This window comes from Halopseudomonas sp. T1L2 (genome assembly GCF_055397385.1).
Map to the genome: position 1 here is coordinate 633,262 of NZ_AP040865.1, position 20,350 is coordinate 653,611.

General features: G+C 60.0%; 16 protein-coding genes. All 16 read left to right on the forward strand.

What is annotated here, in order from left to right; translation table 11 throughout:
• Positions 1-16 precede the first annotated feature (16 nt).
• The 16 genes from ACZ5WQ_RS03090 (at position 17) to ACZ5WQ_RS03165 (ending at position 20,096) form a co-directional block, all read left to right on the forward strand.
• On the forward strand, positions 17-7,861 hold the full coding sequence (locus ACZ5WQ_RS03090; RefSeq protein WP_464383111.1) for a hypothetical protein: 7,845 nt from the start codon (positions 17-19) through the stop codon (positions 7,859-7,861).
• A gap of 68 nt (positions 7,862-7,929) precedes the next feature.
• Positions 7,930-8,334 carry a phage tail fiber protein gene (locus tag ACZ5WQ_RS03095; protein ID WP_464383112.1) on the forward strand — a complete coding sequence of 135 codons (405 nt, stop codon included), beginning with the start codon at positions 7,930-7,932 and terminating at the stop codon, positions 8,332-8,334.
• Positions 8,335-8,611: 277 nt separating this feature from the next.
• Entirely contained in the window at positions 8,612-9,757 is a 1,146-nt protein-coding gene (locus ACZ5WQ_RS03100) for a hypothetical protein (protein ID WP_464383113.1), read from the forward strand.
• Positions 9,758-9,766: 9 nt separating this feature from the next.
• Positions 9,767-10,084, forward strand: coding sequence for a phage fiber-tail adaptor protein (locus ACZ5WQ_RS03105; protein ID WP_464383114.1), 318 nt, complete (start codon positions 9,767-9,769; stop codon positions 10,082-10,084).
• The gene (locus tag ACZ5WQ_RS03110) at positions 10,081-13,131 is read left to right on the forward strand and encodes a tail fiber domain-containing protein (RefSeq protein WP_464383115.1); all 3,051 of its coding nucleotides are present in this window, start codon (positions 10,081-10,083) and stop codon (positions 13,129-13,131) included. The genes ACZ5WQ_RS03105 and ACZ5WQ_RS03110 overlap by 4 nt, the downstream gene beginning before the upstream one ends.
• Positions 13,131-13,739 (forward strand): hypothetical protein, encoded by a 609-nt coding sequence (locus ACZ5WQ_RS03115; protein WP_464383116.1) that lies wholly within the window; start codon positions 13,131-13,133, stop codon positions 13,737-13,739. Before ACZ5WQ_RS03110 ends, ACZ5WQ_RS03115 begins: the two co-directional genes overlap by 1 nt.
• A 6-nt stretch (positions 13,740-13,745) precedes the next feature.
• On the forward strand, positions 13,746-14,447 hold the full coding sequence (locus tag ACZ5WQ_RS03120) for a fatty acid desaturase (RefSeq protein ID WP_464383117.1): 702 nt from the start codon (positions 13,746-13,748) through the stop codon (positions 14,445-14,447).
• Positions 14,444-15,007: a hypothetical protein gene (locus ACZ5WQ_RS03125; RefSeq protein WP_464383118.1), complete on the forward strand. Its 564-nt coding sequence runs from the start codon at positions 14,444-14,446 to the stop codon at positions 15,005-15,007. Before ACZ5WQ_RS03120 ends, ACZ5WQ_RS03125 begins: the two co-directional genes overlap by 4 nt.
• Positions 15,007-15,225, forward strand: coding sequence for a hypothetical protein (locus ACZ5WQ_RS03130; protein ID WP_464383119.1), 219 nt, complete (start codon positions 15,007-15,009; stop codon positions 15,223-15,225). The genes ACZ5WQ_RS03125 and ACZ5WQ_RS03130 overlap by 1 nt, the downstream gene beginning before the upstream one ends.
• On the forward strand, positions 15,212-15,712 hold the full coding sequence (locus tag ACZ5WQ_RS03135; RefSeq protein WP_464383120.1) for an aspartyl/asparaginyl beta-hydroxylase domain-containing protein: 501 nt from the start codon (positions 15,212-15,214) through the stop codon (positions 15,710-15,712). Before ACZ5WQ_RS03130 ends, ACZ5WQ_RS03135 begins: the two co-directional genes overlap by 14 nt.
• Before the next feature lie 142 nt (positions 15,713-15,854).
• Entirely contained in the window at positions 15,855-16,247 is a 393-nt protein-coding gene (locus ACZ5WQ_RS03140; RefSeq protein WP_464383121.1) for a hypothetical protein, read from the forward strand.
• Positions 16,234-16,674, forward strand: a complete 441-nt coding sequence (locus tag ACZ5WQ_RS03145; protein ID WP_464383122.1) for a D-Ala-D-Ala carboxypeptidase family metallohydrolase — start codon at positions 16,234-16,236, stop codon at positions 16,672-16,674. Before ACZ5WQ_RS03140 ends, ACZ5WQ_RS03145 begins: the two co-directional genes overlap by 14 nt.
• A 14-nt stretch (positions 16,675-16,688) precedes the next feature.
• A complete protein-coding gene (locus ACZ5WQ_RS03150; RefSeq protein ID WP_464383123.1) occupies positions 16,689-17,015 on the forward strand; it encodes a phage holin family protein in 327 nt (108 codons plus the stop codon).
• Positions 17,016-17,041: 26 nt separating this feature from the next.
• Positions 17,042-18,646 carry a hypothetical protein gene (locus tag ACZ5WQ_RS03155; protein WP_464383124.1) on the forward strand — a complete coding sequence of 535 codons (1,605 nt, stop codon included), beginning with the start codon at positions 17,042-17,044 and terminating at the stop codon, positions 18,644-18,646.
• Complete coding sequence (locus ACZ5WQ_RS03160; RefSeq protein WP_464383125.1) at positions 18,643-19,779, forward strand: phage tail tip fiber protein; 1,137 nt, start codon at positions 18,643-18,645, stop codon at positions 19,777-19,779. Before ACZ5WQ_RS03155 ends, ACZ5WQ_RS03160 begins: the two co-directional genes overlap by 4 nt.
• Entirely contained in the window at positions 19,776-20,096 is a 321-nt protein-coding gene (locus tag ACZ5WQ_RS03165) for a hypothetical protein (protein ID WP_464383126.1), read from the forward strand. The genes ACZ5WQ_RS03160 and ACZ5WQ_RS03165 overlap by 4 nt, the downstream gene beginning before the upstream one ends.
• The last annotated feature ends 254 nt before the right edge of the window (positions 20,097-20,350 follow it).

Below are 20,350 nucleotides of genomic sequence, written 5' to 3' on the forward strand. Positions count from 1 at the left end.
CACGCGAGGTTTTTTTATGAGCGAACGCTTTTTCTGGTACGACGGGGACACCACCTACACTGGCGCGGGTGAAGGAACCCGTCTTGCCGGGGCAAACGCCCCCGAGGCGAAAGATGTCGGGGGCAGCTCCACCCGCGCACTTTCTACCCACGCTACCACGGTCGGCGGTTTTGAACGTCAAGGCACCGTCACTCAGGGCGTATACGGGCGGGATGTAGCCCAGTTCACTGACCCCAACGGCAATACGCTTTCTCAGACGTTGGTCGACGCAGGTATGGCATCGCCCATGTACGGCGAAATGTCGTCCGGAACCAACTCGATTCAGGGCGCAGTCCGCCGCACACTCGGCACAGCACCGACCGGCATCGAGGCCGATCCAGCCTTCCAGCAGCTCGCAGAATACGCTCGCGCCCAGCGCCTTGAGGCGATCAACGCCAAGATGGCAGCCGGCGGTTTTCGTATGGGCATGCCATATGTAGCTGACCCCCGCGAAGAGCGCGGCGTCATCGACCGTGCATGGGACCGCGGTGTCGATAACACCCAAGCGACGTTCTACGGCTTCGCCAATGCTCTCGGCAGCGCGACCGGCATCAACGCGCTGGAAAAGTTTGGCGAAGAGGGCATGGCGCGGAACATCTGGGAAGCGATGGCCAGCCCTGCCACGGTGTCGACGTATGAGGATATCGACAGTCTTGCCGATGCTGGTATCTACGCGCTGGAGGCACTGGTCGAATACTCCCCTCAGCTTGCGATGGATGCCGCGACGTATGCGGCCTCCGGCGCACTTGCATCCACGGGTGTCGGTGCTCCGGCTGCTGCCGGTCTGGTTTTGAGCCGGGCGGCACTGGCGGGGATTGGTAAGTCGGCTTTGCGCCGCTTCGGCGGTAGCCAGGCGGTGGCTCGGTCGTCCAGGCTCGCAGGTGAGGGGCTTTCCGCATTTGATCGGTTTCATGCTGGCGGTAAGTTCGGGACACTCGCCTCAATGTACATGCAGGGTGCTGGTGAATCGCAGATGCAGTTCGCCACCGAAGGTATCGACAACCCGGAATTGGCCCTCACCCTCGGCGTTGGTAAAGCGGCGCTCGACTATTACGGTTTTGAGAAGGTGCTGGGGCAGACGTTCAGGGGCTTGACCCGCGACGGCGTTACCCCGGACGGTGTAGCTGATCTGCTCAAGCGTACAGCCGCGTCTGTTGGCATTGCCGGGTCCGCCGAGTCTGTGACTGAGGCGACTCAGACGCTCATGGACGAAATGGCCATCAGCGCCCAGAAGCCTGATTACGAAATCGAGTGGGCGAACGTCATCGACGCCATGCTTAAGGGCGGCATCGCTGGTGGCGGCGTAGCCGGTGCCGGTAATCTGGCCGTTGGCGGTTTGCAACTGGCCAACAAGGGCTACGACGATATGCTTCCGGGTGCCAGTGACCCGGTACAGGACACGGCGCCTGAGCCGGAGCGCGACATCCGTGCACAGATCAGCTCTACCCCCACAGGCGAAGCCAACTGGTTCACCGCCGAGAACGCTGAGCAGGCTAAGGCGATTGCAGCGGAGGCTGGCAAGCCTGTCAAAGAGCTATCTGATGGCAGTGTTCTGGTCGCTGAACAGCAGGTACTCGACAGCATCCCGGATCAGCCGACCCAGGATGATTTGCGTCGTGCCAATGGCTACGCGCAGACCAAGGACGAAGCGGCGGCTGACCCTGAGGGGGTAGTGGTCGTCGAGACCCGCGATACTGATGGTGCGGTATTGCGAAATCAGCTCGTCGGCAAGTCTGTTGTCGATCAGGTGATCCTCGACCAGCAGGCCAAGTTTCCCGGGGCTACTGTTGAGACCAAGGCACCGGAGGTCGTCATTGCTGAGCGCAAACAGGCCGTTGAGGCAGAACGGGCAGAGAAGGCTGAGCTGCTGTCTCGTGAGGTCAAGCCCCATGAATGGCGCGGTAATCAAAAACTGGCCGAGCGTGATCGGCAGGCCTTGACTGAACAGGCGAAGAAGGTTGGCATTGAGGCGGAACGCTTTAAGAAAACCGGATTCGGCGAGGCGTTGCTCGCCCGCCTGACAGGTGGGTTGGCGACCCCCGTAACCAACAACAAGATGCGCCGTCTCGATGACGTGCAGGCGGTTGCCGATCTTCTCGGGCTGAGTGAAGCCGAGGCCACTGCCCGGTACTACAACTCCCGCAATCTGCTGAAAGGCCGCAACGAGCTGCACTCTGTAATCCAGGCGAAAATCAAGGAGCGTTTCGGCTCCACGCTGGCTTTCGCGAAGGCTATCGACGATCTGCCCTCGACAGAGGTGACGAAGATCGCGGAAGCCTTGGGTATGCCCCAACGTGGCGGCTTCAATGTCGGCGCTCTGGTGGCAGAGATTGCCCAGCGCCAACCGAAGGGGGTCGAAAGCGAGAGTTTCAGTGCAGCGTTTGACGAGCCTGGGCAGCAGGGCGAGGCGCCCCAAAAACCGACGCCGCCTTCCGAGCGCCCGGACAATCTGCTTGGCGCGTTGATGCAGGGCAAGCTGTTCAAGAAGGCGCTGTTCGGCAAGCGGGGTGAGGTTCTCACCGGTCAAGCGCTGGAGGACAACCTCAGCCGTCTGGAACCGAAGGAAATGCTGCTGCTGTTCAAGGAGCTTGAGAGCTGGGGCGTTGACCTCAACGGTGAACGTCGCGCCGAGTTTTTGGACATGCTCGGCTCCGTCGTGGGTGAACAGGCGACCTACGGTATCGGCAAATCCCGCTTTGACGACACGAACGTGGAGAGCGACGAGGATGTGGTCGCCACCGTGGAGTATGAGCCCTCGGCGATGGACTCCCCACTGACCCGGCTGTACAAGCTGATCGAGCAAACGCCGTTGACCGACCAGGCTGCGGATGGCTGGCCGGCGGGCACTGCATTGTATCTGGAAGGGATCGCGCAAGTGCTCAAGGCAGAGGGCCGACCGACCGCACTGTCCGAATCCGAGGCGGTGTCACTCCACTACGCCCGCGCTATGGCGTCGGTCGCTATCGGGGTGATGAAGGCGCTTCCGGGATATAACGCGCAGGCACTGATGCCCGCGATTGTTACCGAGTTCGGAATCACCGACGAAATGATGTCCCGTGCTGCCGGCCGGCAGGTGAGCGCGGAAGATGCCCTGCTGGCGATGGCAATGCGTGAAGACCCGCGCGTCTCCCGCATGTTGGCCCTGCAAGTCGCCAACCGCTATGGGCTGGAGGATGACGGCACGGCGCTGACCGAGGACGAGCTGCTGGAAGTGCTGGCCGAGGCGCTGGCAGATGACCCGGCACAGGCGCTGTCGGAAATGACCCGCGAGCTGTATTCAATCTACGGTGCCGATGGCGTGAATCGGATGACGTTGATCGGCGCCTATGAGCGCAGCCGTGGCGACCGCCCGTTGACGGCGACGGATAAAGGCCACGACTCTGGTCGTGGTGAAGATGGTGTCTCCATCGACCCCAACTCACCTTTTGGCGAGCAGTCCATGTCGGACGCGAGTTTCTTTGGGGCGCTGCGCAGCATGTCCCTCAAGCACTGGAACTTCGCCATACTCCCCAGCGCAGAGCAGCTGAAACAAGCCAGCTTTCCGCAGCGCGGCGGCGTTTCACAGGAAATCACCCGCCGCTTCGATGGCCGTAACCTGCTGGCGGTGCCGCGCGTACCCGGCTCGATTTACGGCTCCGTCGTGGATGCGGTCAGCTTGGCGCTGTACGCACAGGGCGGTGAGCGCGTACCAGCCACGGCGGTGGAGGCGGCCGGCAACCTGATGGAAAACCTGTCGCGCATCATGGCGGGTGCCCAGTCGAGTGAAATCCCGAATGCGTTCGGGGTTGCTCGCGGCTTTATCCGCACGATCCCTGATGACTTGATCATTTATGTCCGCCGCGAGAACGGGGAGCCTGTCACGTTCGGCGAGGCGATGGCCGCTATGCGCGAACAGCAGGATGCAGGCCATCTGGATCATGTGTTGACCCGACAGCTGGACGATGTTGTCGACCAAGCAAACCTGCTCGCCGACGAGCTTATCGACGCGCTGGAACCGGGCAGTGTTGTCGAGCAGGCGGTAGCCAAGTACACCAAGCGTGTCCCTAATATCAGGGAGGCTATCGCCCGCTGGATCGACATGGTGAACGGTGAAAAGGTCACTGTCGCTGGCCAGTCATCGTATGTCCGCAAGCCGAGCCCGAAAAGTGATAAGCCCCTGCGCGATGCCGTGGATGTAGTTGGCCGGGTAACGATTCCCAGCCTCGGCGTAACGCTGGATGAAGCATTCGGTCGATACCTCGGTTTGCGCGGTGAAACGAAGCAATTGGCTCGGCGTCGCCGCGACGCATTGAACTCCCGCGCCCGGATGGCAAGCAACCGCGATGACACGGATGCCATCGTGGAGCAGCTGGAAGATGCGGATTTGATGAATGGTGACGAGGCGAGTACCCGCCGAATTGATGAAGCAGAGCGCAGCGGTATCGGCACTCACTTCATGGCAGAGGATATCGACAATATCGACCATGTGGCCGAACGCGCTAATTCGCTTGATGAAATCGAGCCGGCCTATGACCCCCATGCGTTCGACCCTCTTGCCGGTTTGAGCGTTGAAGACCTGATGGATGGCGAGGATGCTGCGCAGGACGCCGCGATCCGCGCGTGGTACGAAGCCAATAAGGAAGTGCAGTCGCGCCTGAATGAGGCCAAAGAGCTGGCGGCGGCGCGTAATGATGCTGCTACCCAACGGGAGGCGCGTCTTGCTGAGATTGACGATGCCATTGCAGCCCACATGGCGAAGGTGAATCAGTGGCTCAAGGCGCGTATTGGGGAGACTGATGGTCTGAGCCGAGATCAGCTCCAAGCACTTCGACTGGAGAAAATTGAGCAGCTTCGTGCATCCAACAACAGGATCGACAAGAAGGCCAAAGCGCATCTGGCGGAGGTGGACAACCTGCGCGATGAGCGTCGTGAGGTTGCCGGCTCCAAGGATATTGACCCTACGCTCAAGACGCCTGCCGCGCCGCCGAGGGAGGATGCGGCAGCTGACGGTGCGCCCCTGACTGATCAGCGCAATGAGGCTACTACCCGCACGCTGAGCTGGCGTCGCGCCGAGCTGCCCCCGGCAAAGCCGCCGAAGTCCCATCCGCTGTTTCGCCTGGAATCCACAGTGTTTGGCGAGAAGCCCGAGACTTCGCTATCGGTTGAGGAAGTAGAGGCCATTGCCGAGGAGTTTGTGGCTGCGTATAACGGCAACATCGAGCTGGTGTTCACCGTGAAACAGACTCAGGAGGAAGTCTATGGCCCAGAATCACTCACCGACGAGAACGGACGCCCCCGAATCATCAAAGGGGCATACCATGCCGCAGGAGGCCGATTCAATGCGCGACTCGATAATGGACGCACCCTATCTCGAAACCCCAACTCGGTTCCGGGGCGAATGGTACTCATCGCCGAAAACGCCTCCAGCCGGGAAGATGTTCTGGAAACGCTTCGCCACGAAGTGCTCGGCCATTTTGGCCTCAATACGTTCCCAGCTCAGGTAAAGCGCCGCATCCTCGATGCAATCCTGGCATCAAAAAAGACGCTCGGCATGCGTTCTTTGTGGCGCGAAATCGAGACGCGGTACGCGGATAAAAGCGCCGATGAACAGGCGGAGGAAGTCTTTGCTCTGGTCACAGAGCGCGAGCCTTCGGCAGCGCGTTCCTTGTGGGATCGTCTGCTTGCACTGCTCGACGTTGCCCTGCGCAAGGTGGGGCTGCGTCATGGAGAGGTTGGTCGCACTGAGCTGGAGGCGCTCGCCAGACAGATCAGTGGCGGTATTCGTAGTGGCCAAGCCCGCCAGCGCAACTTCCCGCAAACCGATGGTGCGTCGTTTCGCCGCGCCGTACCGGATGCGGGCATGTTGGTCGCCCGTGGCCAGCGTTACTGGAAGCAGGGCGTTGGAGTTGTGGCTCCTGTCGTCAGCATGGTCTACAGCCGCATTGCCCGCTATTCCCCGGAACTCTCACGGATGCTGTTCCAACCGACGAACTCGGAGGCGTCAGTGCATGGCCGCAGCTGGCAGCAACAGTCCCGGGCCTTGCAGGATCGCATGATGGCGCACGTCGATAAGCTGATGATCGAGCTGCGCAAGCAGACCACTGGCAGCAAGGCACAGCGCCGTGCCCAGTTGCAGGCGATGTTTGAGGATGGCTATTCCGATTCGCCGAAGACAGAGCAGGGTAAGCGTATTCGGGCGTTGCTCAATGCGCTGTCGGCGGAGGCCAAGCGGGCGGGTTTGCAGTCCGTTGAGCTGGACGAGAAGTTTGCCCCGTTGGTATTCGACCGTCTTGCGGTTGGTGCCCGTCAGGCCGACCTGGAGAAGTTGATCGCGCAGAAGGTCACCAACCCTGACGGTACGCCAATCGAGCCGGCGGAGGTGAAAGAGATTATGCGCGGTATCCTCGACGGCCCCGGTTTCATGGAAGGCGTCATTGCCCCCGGCATGCCCGTGGGTATGCATGCCAACACGTCGCTCATTGTGGATGCCATCGGCAAAGAGCAATTGCTCAAGGATGGCTGGCTGCTGCGTCGCCATGAAGCAGCCCTGTTCCACTGGGTTAGTGGCATCAGCAAACGCGCCGCATGGGAAGGCCTCTTCGGCGATGAGGACTTGACCCGCTATGCGTTTCGCAATGGCCGCAAGGTTGCTGGCTTTTCGCCGAATGCCAAGTTCCACGAGCTTCTGGATGGTGTTCGCGAGCAGCATGGCGAGCAGGCAGCGCAGGAGATTCTGGTTCTGGTCAACGGCGCTTTGGGCCGACACCCTCAGGGCTACAGCATGCCGGGCTGGCTCCGCACCACGCAGGAGTTTGTTACCGGTTGGGTGGGGATGACTGTACTGGCGTTTTCCGGCATCGCGTCTATCCCTGAGCTGGCCTTGCCGTTTGTCCGTGCGGGCGGGCGAGTTGGTATCGGTGAGTTGTTCACCGACATGCAGCAGGCCAAGCGTTTTGCGCGTGATATGGGGATTGTGCTTTCGGATGCATCCGAGCAGGTGGTCTGGCAGATGACCGGGGAGCAGTATCGCAGCCCGCTGATTCAAAAGGCGCAGTCGATCTTCTTCAAGCTGAACCTCAACGACGCCATCGTCCGCACCAGCCGCACCTTTGCCACTGCAATCGGCATCCGCTACCTGCTGAACGCCGCTGCGACAGGTGACACGCAGGCATTGGCCCGGCTGAACATCGACGCAGGCACCATCCACGCCTGGGAGCAGGCCGGACGCCCAACTTGGTCACCTGACCTGGATGCAGTTACGGCAGACATTGCGGCCAAGGTGTCGGATGCGGTCAGTCAGTTTGTGAACGAGGCGACGCTTAACCCGAGCAAGTTCCAGGCTACCGGCTGGGGCAACAACCCGTGGTTCAAGATGATTTGGCACTTGAAGCATTTCCTGTACACCTACGCGGACAACGTGCTGCTGGGTATCTACCGGGATATGCGCCGCCGTTTCAAGCACATGGACCAGATGACCTTCGCTCAGTTTATGGCGGTGTCGATGCCGCTCATTGTGTTTGGTATTGCCGTACTGCCGCTGGCTGCCGCTTCCCTTGAGGCCCGCGATTGGGTTCGCCGCCTGAACGGTAAGCGCGGCCAGGAGTACGAGGATGCGCTGGAATATTTCAGCGCTGTCTTCACTCGTGCTGGCGGTTTTGGCCCGCTGGATGCCCTGATCAACATGAGGCAGCAGCAGGAATACGGGGTCAGCGTCTTTGGCGCCCTCGGCCCGGTGCCCGGTAAGATCGACATGCTGTTTGGTGGGGGCGAGTGGACATCCAAGGCCCGTCAGTTGATACCGGTCGTGAGCCAGAATCCGGGGCTGGCGCGGGTCTTGGAATGATGTAAAATATCAGCACTGCTAATTTATGCGCATGGCGGCGCCATCCTTGATGCTTTTGGAGGCCTCCCATGTCGGGTTTTTCTGACTATCTTGAAGATGCACTGTTCAACGCCACACTCCGTGGCGGCAGCTACACCGGCGGTGCCGTGTTCGCGGCACTGTTCACCAGCGATCCAACCGATGCCCGTACTGGTGCCGAGTTGGCGGACAGCGCTTATGTTCGTCAGCGGTGCCACGCTACTGTAGCCTCTGACGGCTTCACCGCGCCGGCCAACGGCAGCGGCAGCAATACCCGCACTCTGGTGTTCCCGGCCATTGCCAACACTCAGGTGACCATTACCCACTGGGGTCTGTTCGACGCCCAGACTGGCGGTAACCTGCTGTACCACGCTCCGCTGACTAACCCGAAGACACTTGACCCGTCCGACGTACTGTCGTTCCCGGTCGGTTCGCTCGTGGTCACGCTGAGCTAATCCAGCGATGCTATTTGGTCGCTCGCTTTTTGGTGGCGCTCTATACCCTCGGCAGGTAACTGCCGGGGGCGTAGTTGCGGCCACGAGCAGCGCCCGCGTAGTTGAATCTGCAAATCGTAAGTCTGGAGCCAGCGCGGCGGCGTCTGCCGTTGCTGCTCAGGCTTCGGCGGTAAGGGTCGTAATCCCTACGTCGCCGGTAGTCTCGTGTACTTCGGCCGCGACTTCGACGGCGAAGGTTAATTTCTCGGGCTTTGTCGATGGCCACGCCGCTTCTTCGGTGCTCGGCCAAGCCCGCGTTGATTTTACCGCTGATGCGGTTGCATTGGCGGTTGCAGGTGCGCTGCCCAATCCCGAGCGCCGGGTGCGCATCAACTTTCCGTCTGTTGCCCAGGGTGTTGCCCTCGGCGAAGCGGAAGGTGCCGCTTGGGTTTATGCCAGATTGGCGGCAGTCGCGGCGAAGGCCTTTACCTTCGGTACGCATTGGTACGTCGGACGTGGCTGGGCTGTAGCGGCTGCATCCGTTGAGGCCACGGCTACCCAGAATCTCAACGCCGAGGGTCATGCCACTGCCTCTGCCACGCCGACTGCGCTGGCCCAGTTGGAGGCCTACGGTCAGGGTGTTGCAGAACCTGCCCAGGCTCTGCTCGATAGCGATCCCATCCTTGAGTCCGACGGGGTGTTGTACCGGTTCGGTCGTTCCAACGTCCGCGCTGCTGCCGAGCCTACGGCGACCTGCTACGTCTACTCGGTAATGCTGGCTGTCGGCTTTGCGAACGTAAGCGCCCAAGCCCAGGCCCGGCGGGCTGCTTCCGGTCGCACTTCGGGCGTTGCGCTCGGGGTTGCGGATACCGAGCGTGTGGTTCCGTTTGAAGGGGCAGTTGTCGTCGGCGCTGCGGCTCATGGCTCGGCCCGCGCCAAAGCCAGTGTGCTCGGCCGCGTGAGAACCAACACCCGCGCTGAGGTTGCTCCGGCGAACATCGTCTACATCGTGAGCGGTTCTGTGAACGTCGATTCGCAGGCCGGCGCGGTATCCACGCGCGTTGTGATCGAGACCGCCCCCGGCACTGCCGGTGGCACTGCGCTGGCCGCACCGGCCAAGGCAGCAAATGCCGCTGTTGGCAGAGCCCAGGCGACAACTTCGGGCGCTGCCGGGACTGGCGCAGTTGTTGCCCGCTTTGCGGCAATCGGCGCATCGGGCGGGCATTCACTCCCTTCGGCTACTGCGGCGTTGCATCCGAAGATTCCTGTTTCTGGTACGGCTACCGCAGAAGCCTTCTGCGAGGGCACCAATGTCGTCGGCTTTGCCGATCAACCGTTGGGCGCTCGGGTGATCCGCGTCGAGTCTGCACTCCGAACTACCACAGTCCAATCCTCCACGCGCGTGGTCGCGGTGGCGGGCTTTAATCGTCAGCTTGCGGCGTGATGGAGGCGTATGAGCGTTTTCAATAAGCAACCCGGCGACGTGCTGGATTACGACGTGGATATGAGCGGCTGGTTCGCTGATATCCCTGGCGATGATATCCAGAGCGTTGACATCACCATTACCAGTCGCACCGAGCCCGTACCGGCGTTGGTTGTCGGCCCCGCACCGCATCCAGATGTGGTGCTGGTCGGCGAGCAGCCCACGCGCTTCAAGGTGTGGCTCGGCGGTGGCACGGATTTCACTGATTACAAGGTTACCTGCCTCGTCCGAACTGAGCAGGATCGCGCCAAGGAGGTCGAGTTCCAGATTAAGGTACGAAATAAATGAGCCGAGCGAACTTTGTTCAGGTACAGCTGGCTGCGGCTGCTACCGACACCCAAACCACGCTGTCTGTCAAAGCGCCAGTGGGCGGCTTCAAGGCACCTCCGGTTGACGGCGGTCGCCTGGTACTGACTGATTCTCCCGGTCGCCCTATGGCGTTTGAGGTGATCACCTATACCGGGCGCACTGGCACTGGCCCTTATACCCTGACCGGGGTGACCCGCGGTCTGGAGGGTACAGTCGGCTTGGCCTGGGGCATCGACACCTTCGCGATGATGACTCTCACCGTGGCGGAGTTCGATGCGGCGATCCAGGCGGCGATTGACGGTCTTACTGCGGCTGATATCCCTGCACTCGATGCATCGAAAATCACCACTGGAGTGCTGGCGGCGGCTCGTATCCCGACGCTAAACCAGGATACCACCGGGTCTGCTGCGAGGCTGACGACTGCCCGCACGATCAACGGCACCTCTTTTAACGGCACCGCAGATATTACAACCCAGAAGTGGGGTACGTCGCGCTCACTGGTATTTACTGGCGATGTATCTGGGGGGGCGTCAGTTGACGGCTCAACTGCGGTAGCTTTCGCAATGACTCTCGCTAACAGCGGTGTAACGGCGGGCACATATCCGAAGGTGACGGTTGACGCCAAAGGGCGAGTGACTGGCGGGGCGGCGTTGTCGGCGTCCGACATCCCATCGCTCGATGCCTCCAAGATTGTCTCCGGCACCCTCAATGCCGCTCGCATCCCAACGCTGAACCAGAACACCGCCGGATCAGCCGGCGCCTTGGCCCGGAAGGACACACGGAGCCAGGACCCAATCCCGGCTGAGTACGAAAACGATGGCGTTACGTATCACTTCAAGTACAACGCGACAACCGGCTTTACCGCTGGTGGCGGCACCTACCACCGGCTCCTAAACCTCGATGCGTGGGTCGGCACCAGCGGCGGTTTGTCCTCCCAGCTGGCGTTCGGAGACAACGGGGCGGTAGGCATTCGCACAGCCACCAGTGACACTGTTTGGGGGCCTTGGCACACTTTCTACACTACGGCCAACAAGCCAACCGCGGCTGATGTCGGTCTGGGTAACGTGGATAACATCGCTGACAATGAGAAGAGTGTGCTCAGCGCTGCAAAGCTGGCGACTGCTCGCACTATCGGCGGCGTGAGCTTCGATGGCTCTGCCAATATCAACCTGCCGGGTGTGAATGTTACGGGGAACCAGAACACCACAGGTAACGCGGCGACTGCGACCAAGCTGGCGAGCATCGGCACCTCGTTTTCTGGCGAATACCCGCTGACGATCAATGCCGGTGGCGTCATCTACAGCCATACCGATATCACGTTCAAAGGGTCAACAGGCGTTCTTACTGCGCCGAAGTTCTCGGGTGACGGTAGCCTGCTGACTGCGATCAACGCGAGCGCTCTCACCGGCACAATCGACACCGCGCGACTCCCGGCTGCCGCTTTGATCGGCGACACAACCTATTCAGCCGGCACTGGGTTGTCGCTTGCCGGCACCACTTTTTCTCTCGCAAGACCGCTGTTCCCTATCGGTCTGGCAAGCTATTCGACCTCGACCGCTGACGTGTCGGCCGCAGGTGGCTTTAGCGTGAATTACCTGTCGTCCGGCGCGACTGATAAGCCTACCGGCACCGATCATGCCCTGCTTACTATGGCCTACAACTCTTCCTTCATGTTCCAGTTTGCCGGCGACTGGAGGACGAACAAGCTGTACACCCGAACCAAGAACTCAGGGGTGGTTAGCTCTTGGAAGGAGCTTCTGACGACCGATGGTGATGGCAGTCAGTTGACCAACATTAACGCCTCCAACATCGCGACCGGAACCATCAGTGCTGCGCGTATCCCGACACTGAACCAGAATACTACCGGCAATGCAGCGACAGCGACCAAGCTGGCGACTGCTCGCACTATTGGCGGCGTGAGTTTTGACGGCACGGCAAATATCAACTTGCCGGGTGTGAATACTGCGGGGAACCAGAACACGACTGGCTCTGCTGCATCGCTGACTACCGCTCGCAGCATCACAGCGACGGGCGACGGCAGCTGGACGGTATCCTTCAACGGGTCGGCCAACGTGTCAGCAGCGTTCACTTTGGCGAGCACTGGCGTGGTCGCGGGCACCTACCCGAAGGTGACTGTGGACGCCAAAGGGCGTGTTACTGCCGGCGCTGCGTTGGTTGCTGGGGATTTGCCCTCGCATGGCCATAGCGCATCAGACATTACCTCCGGCGTACTTGACCCTGCGCGTTTGCCCGCTGAGGCACTTGTCGGCGACACCACATATTCAGCGGGTGTTGGTCTGTCGCTGTCCGGCACCATATTTTCGATTGCTCCGGCTACTGCGGATAACCCCGGCGGCGTAAGGCTTGGCTCTGATGTGGAGCAGACTGTCGCGCCTGTCGCGGTGACATCCAGCGCATCGCGTACTTACGCGGTTCAGATGAACGCGGATCAGCGGCTGGTGGTCAACGTACCGTGGTCGAACACCACTTACAGTGAAATCAGTGAAGCGGAAATTACCACTGGTACGGCGTCTACTGCCCGAGCTATTAGTGCTCGCCGGTTGACGTTTGCTTTGGCGGGTAAGGCGGATGCTTCACATACCCATGACTATCTGCCGTTGGCCGGTGGCACTGTGACGGGTGACGTAGTGCTCTCCAGCGCTACCGCTTCGACCAGCCCGACTACCGGTGCGCTGAAAGTCACTGGCGGTGTTGGCGTAGGCGGCGCTATCTACGCGGCAGGAAACATCGGTGGCTTGTCCGATATTCGGGTGAAGACCAACATTGAGGTGATCGAGAACGCGCTGGATAAGGTAGATCAGCTGCGCGGTGTGGTGTTTGACCGTACCGATATCGACCTCCGTCAGACCGGTGTGATCGCCCAGGAGGTGCAGGCTGTACTGCCAGAAGCCGTAAGTGACGACGGTGAGCACCTCACGGTGGCTTACGGCAACATGGTCGGCCTGCTGATCGAGGCGGTGAAAGAGCTGCGGGCGGAAGTGAATCGCCTCAAGGGAGGTGCGTGATGGCACTTCCCAGTTCTGGGCAGATCACGTTTCAGGACATTGCTACGGAACTGGGGCTGACCGGCCCCATTTCCCTCGATCAGGCCGAGGTGCGAGCGCTGGCCGGCATTCCCTCTGGCCCGATTAGCTTGGCGGACTTGCTCGGGAAGAGTGCTTTGCTCTTCTCCGGCACTCTGACTATTGGCTACCAGCCCTATGTGGCCGACAAGCTCTCTACACCGGAAATGCGTGGGTGCTTTAGCCGCTACAGAAGTCCGTTCTACGTCCCCAACAACAACCCGATAGGCGCTATCGCCCCTTCGACCGTAGAGGGTTCTAGTGTCTACATACTGGGTGAGGAGCACAACGATCTAGCGGCAACTAAGCTGTTCATTTTTGCCGTGTCGGGGCAGACAATCCCGCTGGATTTCTTCTCCGTACTTCGCGTTAAGAACGGGTCTACGGTAGTCGCAGAGCTGCTGCCGGCCAACGCGACCGCTGAGCGGGTTAATTTGGCTCAGATAAATGATAACCAAACGCTCTATCCGGCAACCCGGTGGACTTGGACGCTAACTAGCAAGGGGCAAATCCTCCCCACCTCCGGCACACGAACCATTGAAATTGGATAACCTCAAATGACCCAGAAAGGCACCTTTATGACGCTGATGCAGCTTGGTCTGCTGGCGTTTATCCCTTACGCGGTGGCCACGGGCACCGCAGCACACTGGCTGTTGGCCGTTTCCATGTACGCCCTCTACGCCGGTGTCGGAACCGTAGTCACTATGCACAGGTTGCTGGCTCACCGGGCTTTTGAAGCGCCGCTGTGGTTCCGCTGGTTTGGTACGTTTTTTGGCACCGTGGGCAGCCTGCTGACGCCGCTGGAGTGGGTGCAGCAGCACGTTGACCATCACCGTTACGTCGATACACCGAAAGACCCCCATTCACCCGTGATCCTCGGCTGGAAGGCGCTGTTCTTCTGCTTCCACAGCCAAGGCACCGGGACGATTGCCGTGATGCGTTTGGCCAAGGAGCCGTTTATGCGCTTCATGCACCGCTGGTTTTACCCCATCCTGGCCGGGTATGTCGCGCTGCTTTGGCTTTTTGGCGGTCTTGAGCTGGTGACCTTTGCGTGGGCTATCCCGTGCCTCGGCGCTCTATGGGGACAAATCCTGATCGTGTTCGCCCATGATGACATGGGGCCGAAGAACTCGGGTTCGTTGAACGGCCTGCTGACGTTTGGTGAGAACCGCCATGTCCGCCACCACGAAGACCCGAGGGACATCACCCAGGATGGCTTGGCCTACTGGTTCATCCAAAAAATCAGGACTGACAAATGATTACTGAGCTGCGTCGAATGCCGGTTGTAGATTCCGCCGGGAAAAAGGTCTGGATTATCCCCGACCTTTGGCTTGCCTGCCTGCGCGTGGAGCTTGCTGTCGGGGAGCCATACGAGGTCTACAACCCGGACGGTCATCCGTTCGTGTCTTCCGGTTTTGCCGATGGTGATATCGGGCCTTTGCGCTCGGCCACGGTTATTGCCCCCGGCGGTCGTATCAAGGTGCATAACGCGCTGCTGGAGGGGCCTACGATCTGGGAAGGCTCGCTTAACCCCGTCTGCAACGGCGTTTTTATCAAGGCGAGGGTCGAGTTTGAGGCCGAAGTGCCCAGCCTACTGCTTTGCGCCAGCCCCGCGCCTGACCTCACTCGGTTTGAGGGCAAAATCTTGGAGCGATTGATCATCCGCGCGGGGGAAAGCTACACCTTCGCCCCGGGTGCTGTTGGTTTTGCTGTGGTTTACGGTCCAGATGAAATGCGCGGCTTCGGCGTTTTGCCGGGTGATACCCTGGCCCCTGACGAGGACATGGTTATTGCGCTTGTGAGTGAAGGGGGTGCGTAATGGCGTTGTCACTGCGGCGTTTGGACATTGCGGCTGGCGATCAGGTTGTGTTGGCTTACGCAGAGGGTGCTCGCGCGGTTTACCTTATCCACGGCGAGCACCCACAGCTGATTTACGGTAACCCGGCTCCACTTAGTCCGGGCGAAGTCAGGACTGTTACTGCTGACACTGCCATCGGGATCGGCGTATTTGAGGAGCAGGGTGATGGCGTTCGTTGACCCTACGGCGCATCCTTTCACCCGGGAGTTATGCGCCGAGCTTACCGGCGAGCTGGAGCCGCTTCGGCAGGCCGCTGCGGCAATGCGCTTTATCGAGTGGCCTGAGCCGATCTATTCAGGCCAGTGGGATGTGTCTTCGTTCAAGTACAGGCATCGGCTTTTTTCTGACGAGTTCGGGGCTGTTGACCCCGGCCAGTTTGCCGCGATTCAGCGCCCTGAGATTCAGACTTTCGGCTTTTCGCTACTCGGCGCAGGGGCCGAGATTCGTTGGCATCAGGGCAATGCCGGGGATATCTGGCGTTTGCACCTCGGGCTGGACTGCCCGGACGGTGATTGCGCATTACAGGTGATGGGTGAGATTCGTCATTGGTGCAACGGTGAGTTTTTGATGTTCAACGACCAGGACGCGCACCGCGCCTGGAACCGGACGGATCGTGATCGCCTCATTCTGCTCGTGGATATCTCGAAGGCCGCATTGGCTCTATAGCTGGCGGCGTCATTTCGTGTAAGGTAGAATATCAGCACTGCTAATATGCGCAGGGCGGCGCGTTATGACGAGGTGCCCTGTGGCTATCCCAGCATTGCTTCTACCTATCCTTTCGCAGCTTGCATCCAACGGATTGCAAGTCGTGGCGGATGCTGTGCAGGCGAAGGGGAAGGCGTTTGTCGAGGACAAGCTCGGCGTCGAACTCAAGCCTGACATGACCGCCGAGGAGCTGGCGGCTATCCGTAGCGCTGCACTGGCGCACGAAGCCGAACTGACTCGGGCTCTGGAGCAGGCGATTACTGCTCGACATCAGGCCGACATGACCAGCGACAGCCGTCTGTCGAAGAACATCCGCCCCATTTCCCTCATTTACCTCATGGGCCTTTTCACGATGGCCTTTCTCATTGATGTCCCCGAAACCGTATTGACCATGTTGCGTGACCTGCTGATGTCCGTGTTCATGTTCTATTTCGGCAGCCGCACCGTCGAGAAACTGTTTTTGAATTACCGGAGCAATCGCAATGATCGAGCATGAAGGTCGAACGTATTTCACCGACAAGGAACTGGGTTGCAAGCACTGCGGCAAGGTGATTCTTGCTGACGGGTTCGCTGAGGCGCTGCTCGATCTGCGTCTGGAGTATGGCAACGCGATGATTCCCAGCTCCGTGTGCCGGTGTAAGGAACACAACAAGGCTGTGGGTGGTCACCCGCGCAGCCTGCACGTCTGCGATTTCCCTGCGCATCCCACTGGCGGGTGCTGCGCGATGGACGTTCGCTGGCGACATATCCCCGACGAAGACAAGTTGAAATTCGCCCGCCTCGCGTGGAGCAAAGGGTGGGCTGTTGGCTTGCACGATGGCTTTTGTCATATCGACCGCCGCGCTGACCACGGTCTGCGTAAGGCTTGCTTCCTCTACGGCGCCTGGTCGCGCGGTTTTGGCCCTGCGGAGGTCGTGCGCTGATGGAAAGCGGATGGATGGACAAATTCTGGAACCTGGTCTCGGCCACCCACATTGGGTGGATGTGGTTCCTTCTTATCGCGGCGTGGGGCGGCACCGCGAACTATATCTCCCGCCTCAAGCGGCAGGGGGCGCCTTTTAGCCTTATGGAACTCATCGGCGAGTGGACAGTATCAGCCTTCGCGGGCGTGATCACTGCATACGTCTGCATGGAAATGAACTTCTCGTTCTACGCCACGGCAGCATTGGTGGGTGTAGCCGGCCACATGGGTGGTCGCGGCATCGCCCTGATGGAATTGTTCATCGAGAACGAACTCCAGCGTCGTTTTGGTGGTAAGAAATGAGGTTGCGACTCGTTGACTTCGGCGGCATGGCTCCGGCGATTGAACCCCGCCGATTGGCCGATAAACTGGGCACTTTGGCTCGGAACACGGGGTTTGAGTCAGGCACTCTCGGCCCCGCAACCATTGGCGTTCAGCCTTCGGCGGCTTTCTCGCCGCTGACATCTTCCGTGCGCAGTATTTTGCGTCCGGCCAACGGTGATACCCGGTTGGCGTTCACTACCGACACCACAGGCGAGGCGTTCGCTTCTATCGTGGCCCCGAGCGACGCCTGGGGGCGGGTCTACTACACCACGGCTGCTGGGCCGCGCTTTACGGTGGCGGAGAACTACATTCAGGGCGGGCTGAAAATCAACCCGGTCAGCTACAAGCTGGGGATGAAAACGCCGCAGGTGGCGGTAATCGTCGGGGTGCCCCAGTTCACGCTGGACGAGGGGGTTACTGCCGACACTGTGCGGGTGGCTTACATCTATACCTATGTCGACAAGTTCGGACATGAGGGTGCCCCGTCGCCGGCTTCTACCCTTGTGGAGCTGCCGTACAACGCTGATTTCTCGTGCAAGCTGACTTTCACCGCTGAATCGTTGCCCGACACCAACGTCACCGATGGCAAGCGGCGGATTTACCGCGCGGCCTATGACGGCACCGCTTCGCGTTGGCAGTTCATCGCGGATGTCCCGCTGCCGACGCTGGAGTGGAACGATACCGTCGCGCTGGGTGAGGAGGGCGAGGAGCTGATCAGCATGGATTGGGTGCCGCCGCCTGTATTGGCGCAGATGGTGCCGGTCGCTTCCAATTTTGTCGCGGGCTTCCACGACAACATCCTGTGTTTCAGTTCGCTTCGCCTGCCGCATGCTTGGCCGGAGGCGTATCGCTACCCGCTCAAGTACCGCATTGTTGGGCTGCGGCCTACCCAGAACGGTTTGCTGGTGGCCACTTCGGGCAAACCATACTGGGCGTTCGGTGCCGACCCCGAGTCGGCCGTGCCGGTTGAAATCGACGCGAACCACCCATGTTTGTCGGCCAAGAGCATGGTGGATATGGGCAGTTATGTCGTTTACGCCAGCACTGATGGGCTGGTCGCGGTTACCGGCCAGGAAGCCCAGGTGCTGACCAAGGATTTCATCGACCGCAACACCTGGCTGCGTGATTTCAACCCGAGCGCGATTGTTGCCTTTGCCTACGAGGGCCGCTATGTGTTCAGCGTCGGCTCGGCATGGTGGATGTTTGATCCGAATGACGGCAATGGTTTCTCGACCCTAACCGATATCCCGGTGGCACCTACTCAGCTGCGCCAAGCGTATTACGACGCCAAGCGCGACGTGACTGTGCTGCTGGACACTTCGGGCAAGGCCTTTGATGTCGTGTCGAAAGATGGCGGCAGTTTCACTTGGGCGTCGAAGCTGTTTGAGACGCCGCCGGTTAATTTCTCCCGCGCTCGCGTGTTGAGCACCCGGTATCCGGTGACACTGACTGTTCGCGGTAGCGCCGAGCATTCCTATCAGGTCCAGAATGAGCAGCCGATTGTGCTGCATGGCGGTCAGCCTTCGCGCACTTGGCAGGTTCAAGTGTCAGGTGACGGGCGTGTCACCGAAATCGGGCTTGGGCAGAATCCGAGGGAGCTGCTGGAATGATCAAGAAGCCTTTGGCGTCTATCCCGGAGCCACCGCGCAATACCGATCCGGCGCTGCGCAACATGCTTATGGCGATCAAGGAGGCGGTCGAGGTGCGTCTCGGTCGCCGCGGTGACCCCCTGGAAGAAGGGGTTACCAAGCGGGATTTGATCGAGTCTGGCATTGCCAAACTGGGCTCGCCGGCCAGGGCTTCGTTGGAACCGGTTGTGGTGGTGGACGAGGGGACACGGATTGTTCCCCCGGCCCCGCTTGGCTTTACCGCCGAGCCGGCTTTCGGCGGTATCCAGTTGTCGTGGGAGGACCCGTTCGCTGCATACGGTGTGCATGGCTACACCGAGATTTGGCGAGCGGAGAGCAACAATCCGCTGGAGCGAGTGTTGCTTAACAGTTCGCGCGGGTCGGCGTACTTTGACCGCTTGCCGGATACCGAAATCACCGAGTATTGGTACTGGATTCGGTTCGTCAGCATCCACAATCGCATGGGCGCATTCTCGCTGCCTTTTAATGTACAGCGCCTTGAAGACATCGGCTACCTGATTGAACAGTTGAGCGGCCAGATCGACCAGTCGATGCTGGCGGAGGAGTTCAACCAGAGCGTTTCGCTGCTCCAGAATAGTTGGTCGATCAAACTCGATCCGAGCGGCAATTACGCTTCCGGGTTTATCACTTACAACGATGGGCTCTCGTCCAGTTTTGCTGTTTTGGCTGACGAGTTTTCAGTCGGCTCGCCTGCGGTGGGTAAGGTGAAGCCCTTCATCATTTCCGGCGGTACGGTCTACATCGACACGGCGATGATCCGCGATGCTTCTATCCAGCAGGGTAAGCTCGGGCCTATCACGTTCGGCAAGATCACTGACGCCGCCGGCAACCCGGTCACTACTTTGTCGGGCAAACTGCGGGCAGATGCCATTGACGTTGAAAATCTGCGCGTGACTGACGCCAATATTGCCGGGGTGATCAAATCCAACACGGTGGCGAGTAATGGTCAGCCTCGCTGGCTGCTGGACAAGAACGGCGGCATGACCTTGAACGGCTCCGGCGCTGGCGGGCGCATGGAGATTCGTGACTCGGTGATCAAGGTGTTCGATGCGCGGGGGCGGTTGCGTGTGCAGATCGGGGATATGAACGCATGAATCTTGCGTCGATTACGACTTGGGATGCCGCAGGCAATGTCACATTCTCCACGGAGATTCGCACTGTCCGCCTGACTGGCGTTCTGGACATCCCATCCGGTAGCACTGGTTCGGTGCCACTCAGCGATTTGCCCAGTGGGCTGGAAGGTCTTGGGTTGTTCCCTTCGAACCCATCGCTTGCATCGAATATGGCTCCCTATTGCTGGACGGCGAACGGTAATTTCAACTGGCGCGGGGGCGTCGGGGATTTCTACTTGGCGGTGCTCGACATTGCCGGTCTGGGCGGTTCCCTCGATATCAGCAACACGGGGGGTTGAGGATGACGTTCGGCCTCTTGATCGAAAATCCGAACATTAACCGCGTGATCTTGGACGAAAACCATCCGATCTATGTGGCCCCGCCACTGCGGGTGGTGAACTACAAGTCGTGGGATAGCTTGTTTGGCGATTGGAAATACTCGCCGTCAGGTGGTAGGTGGGGGCAGTGGCAGCAGTTCGAGTTGAGGTTCCAATTCCCTCTTACCGGCGAATTACCGCCCATGCTTATGGTCAGCAGTAATCATCCGCTTCCG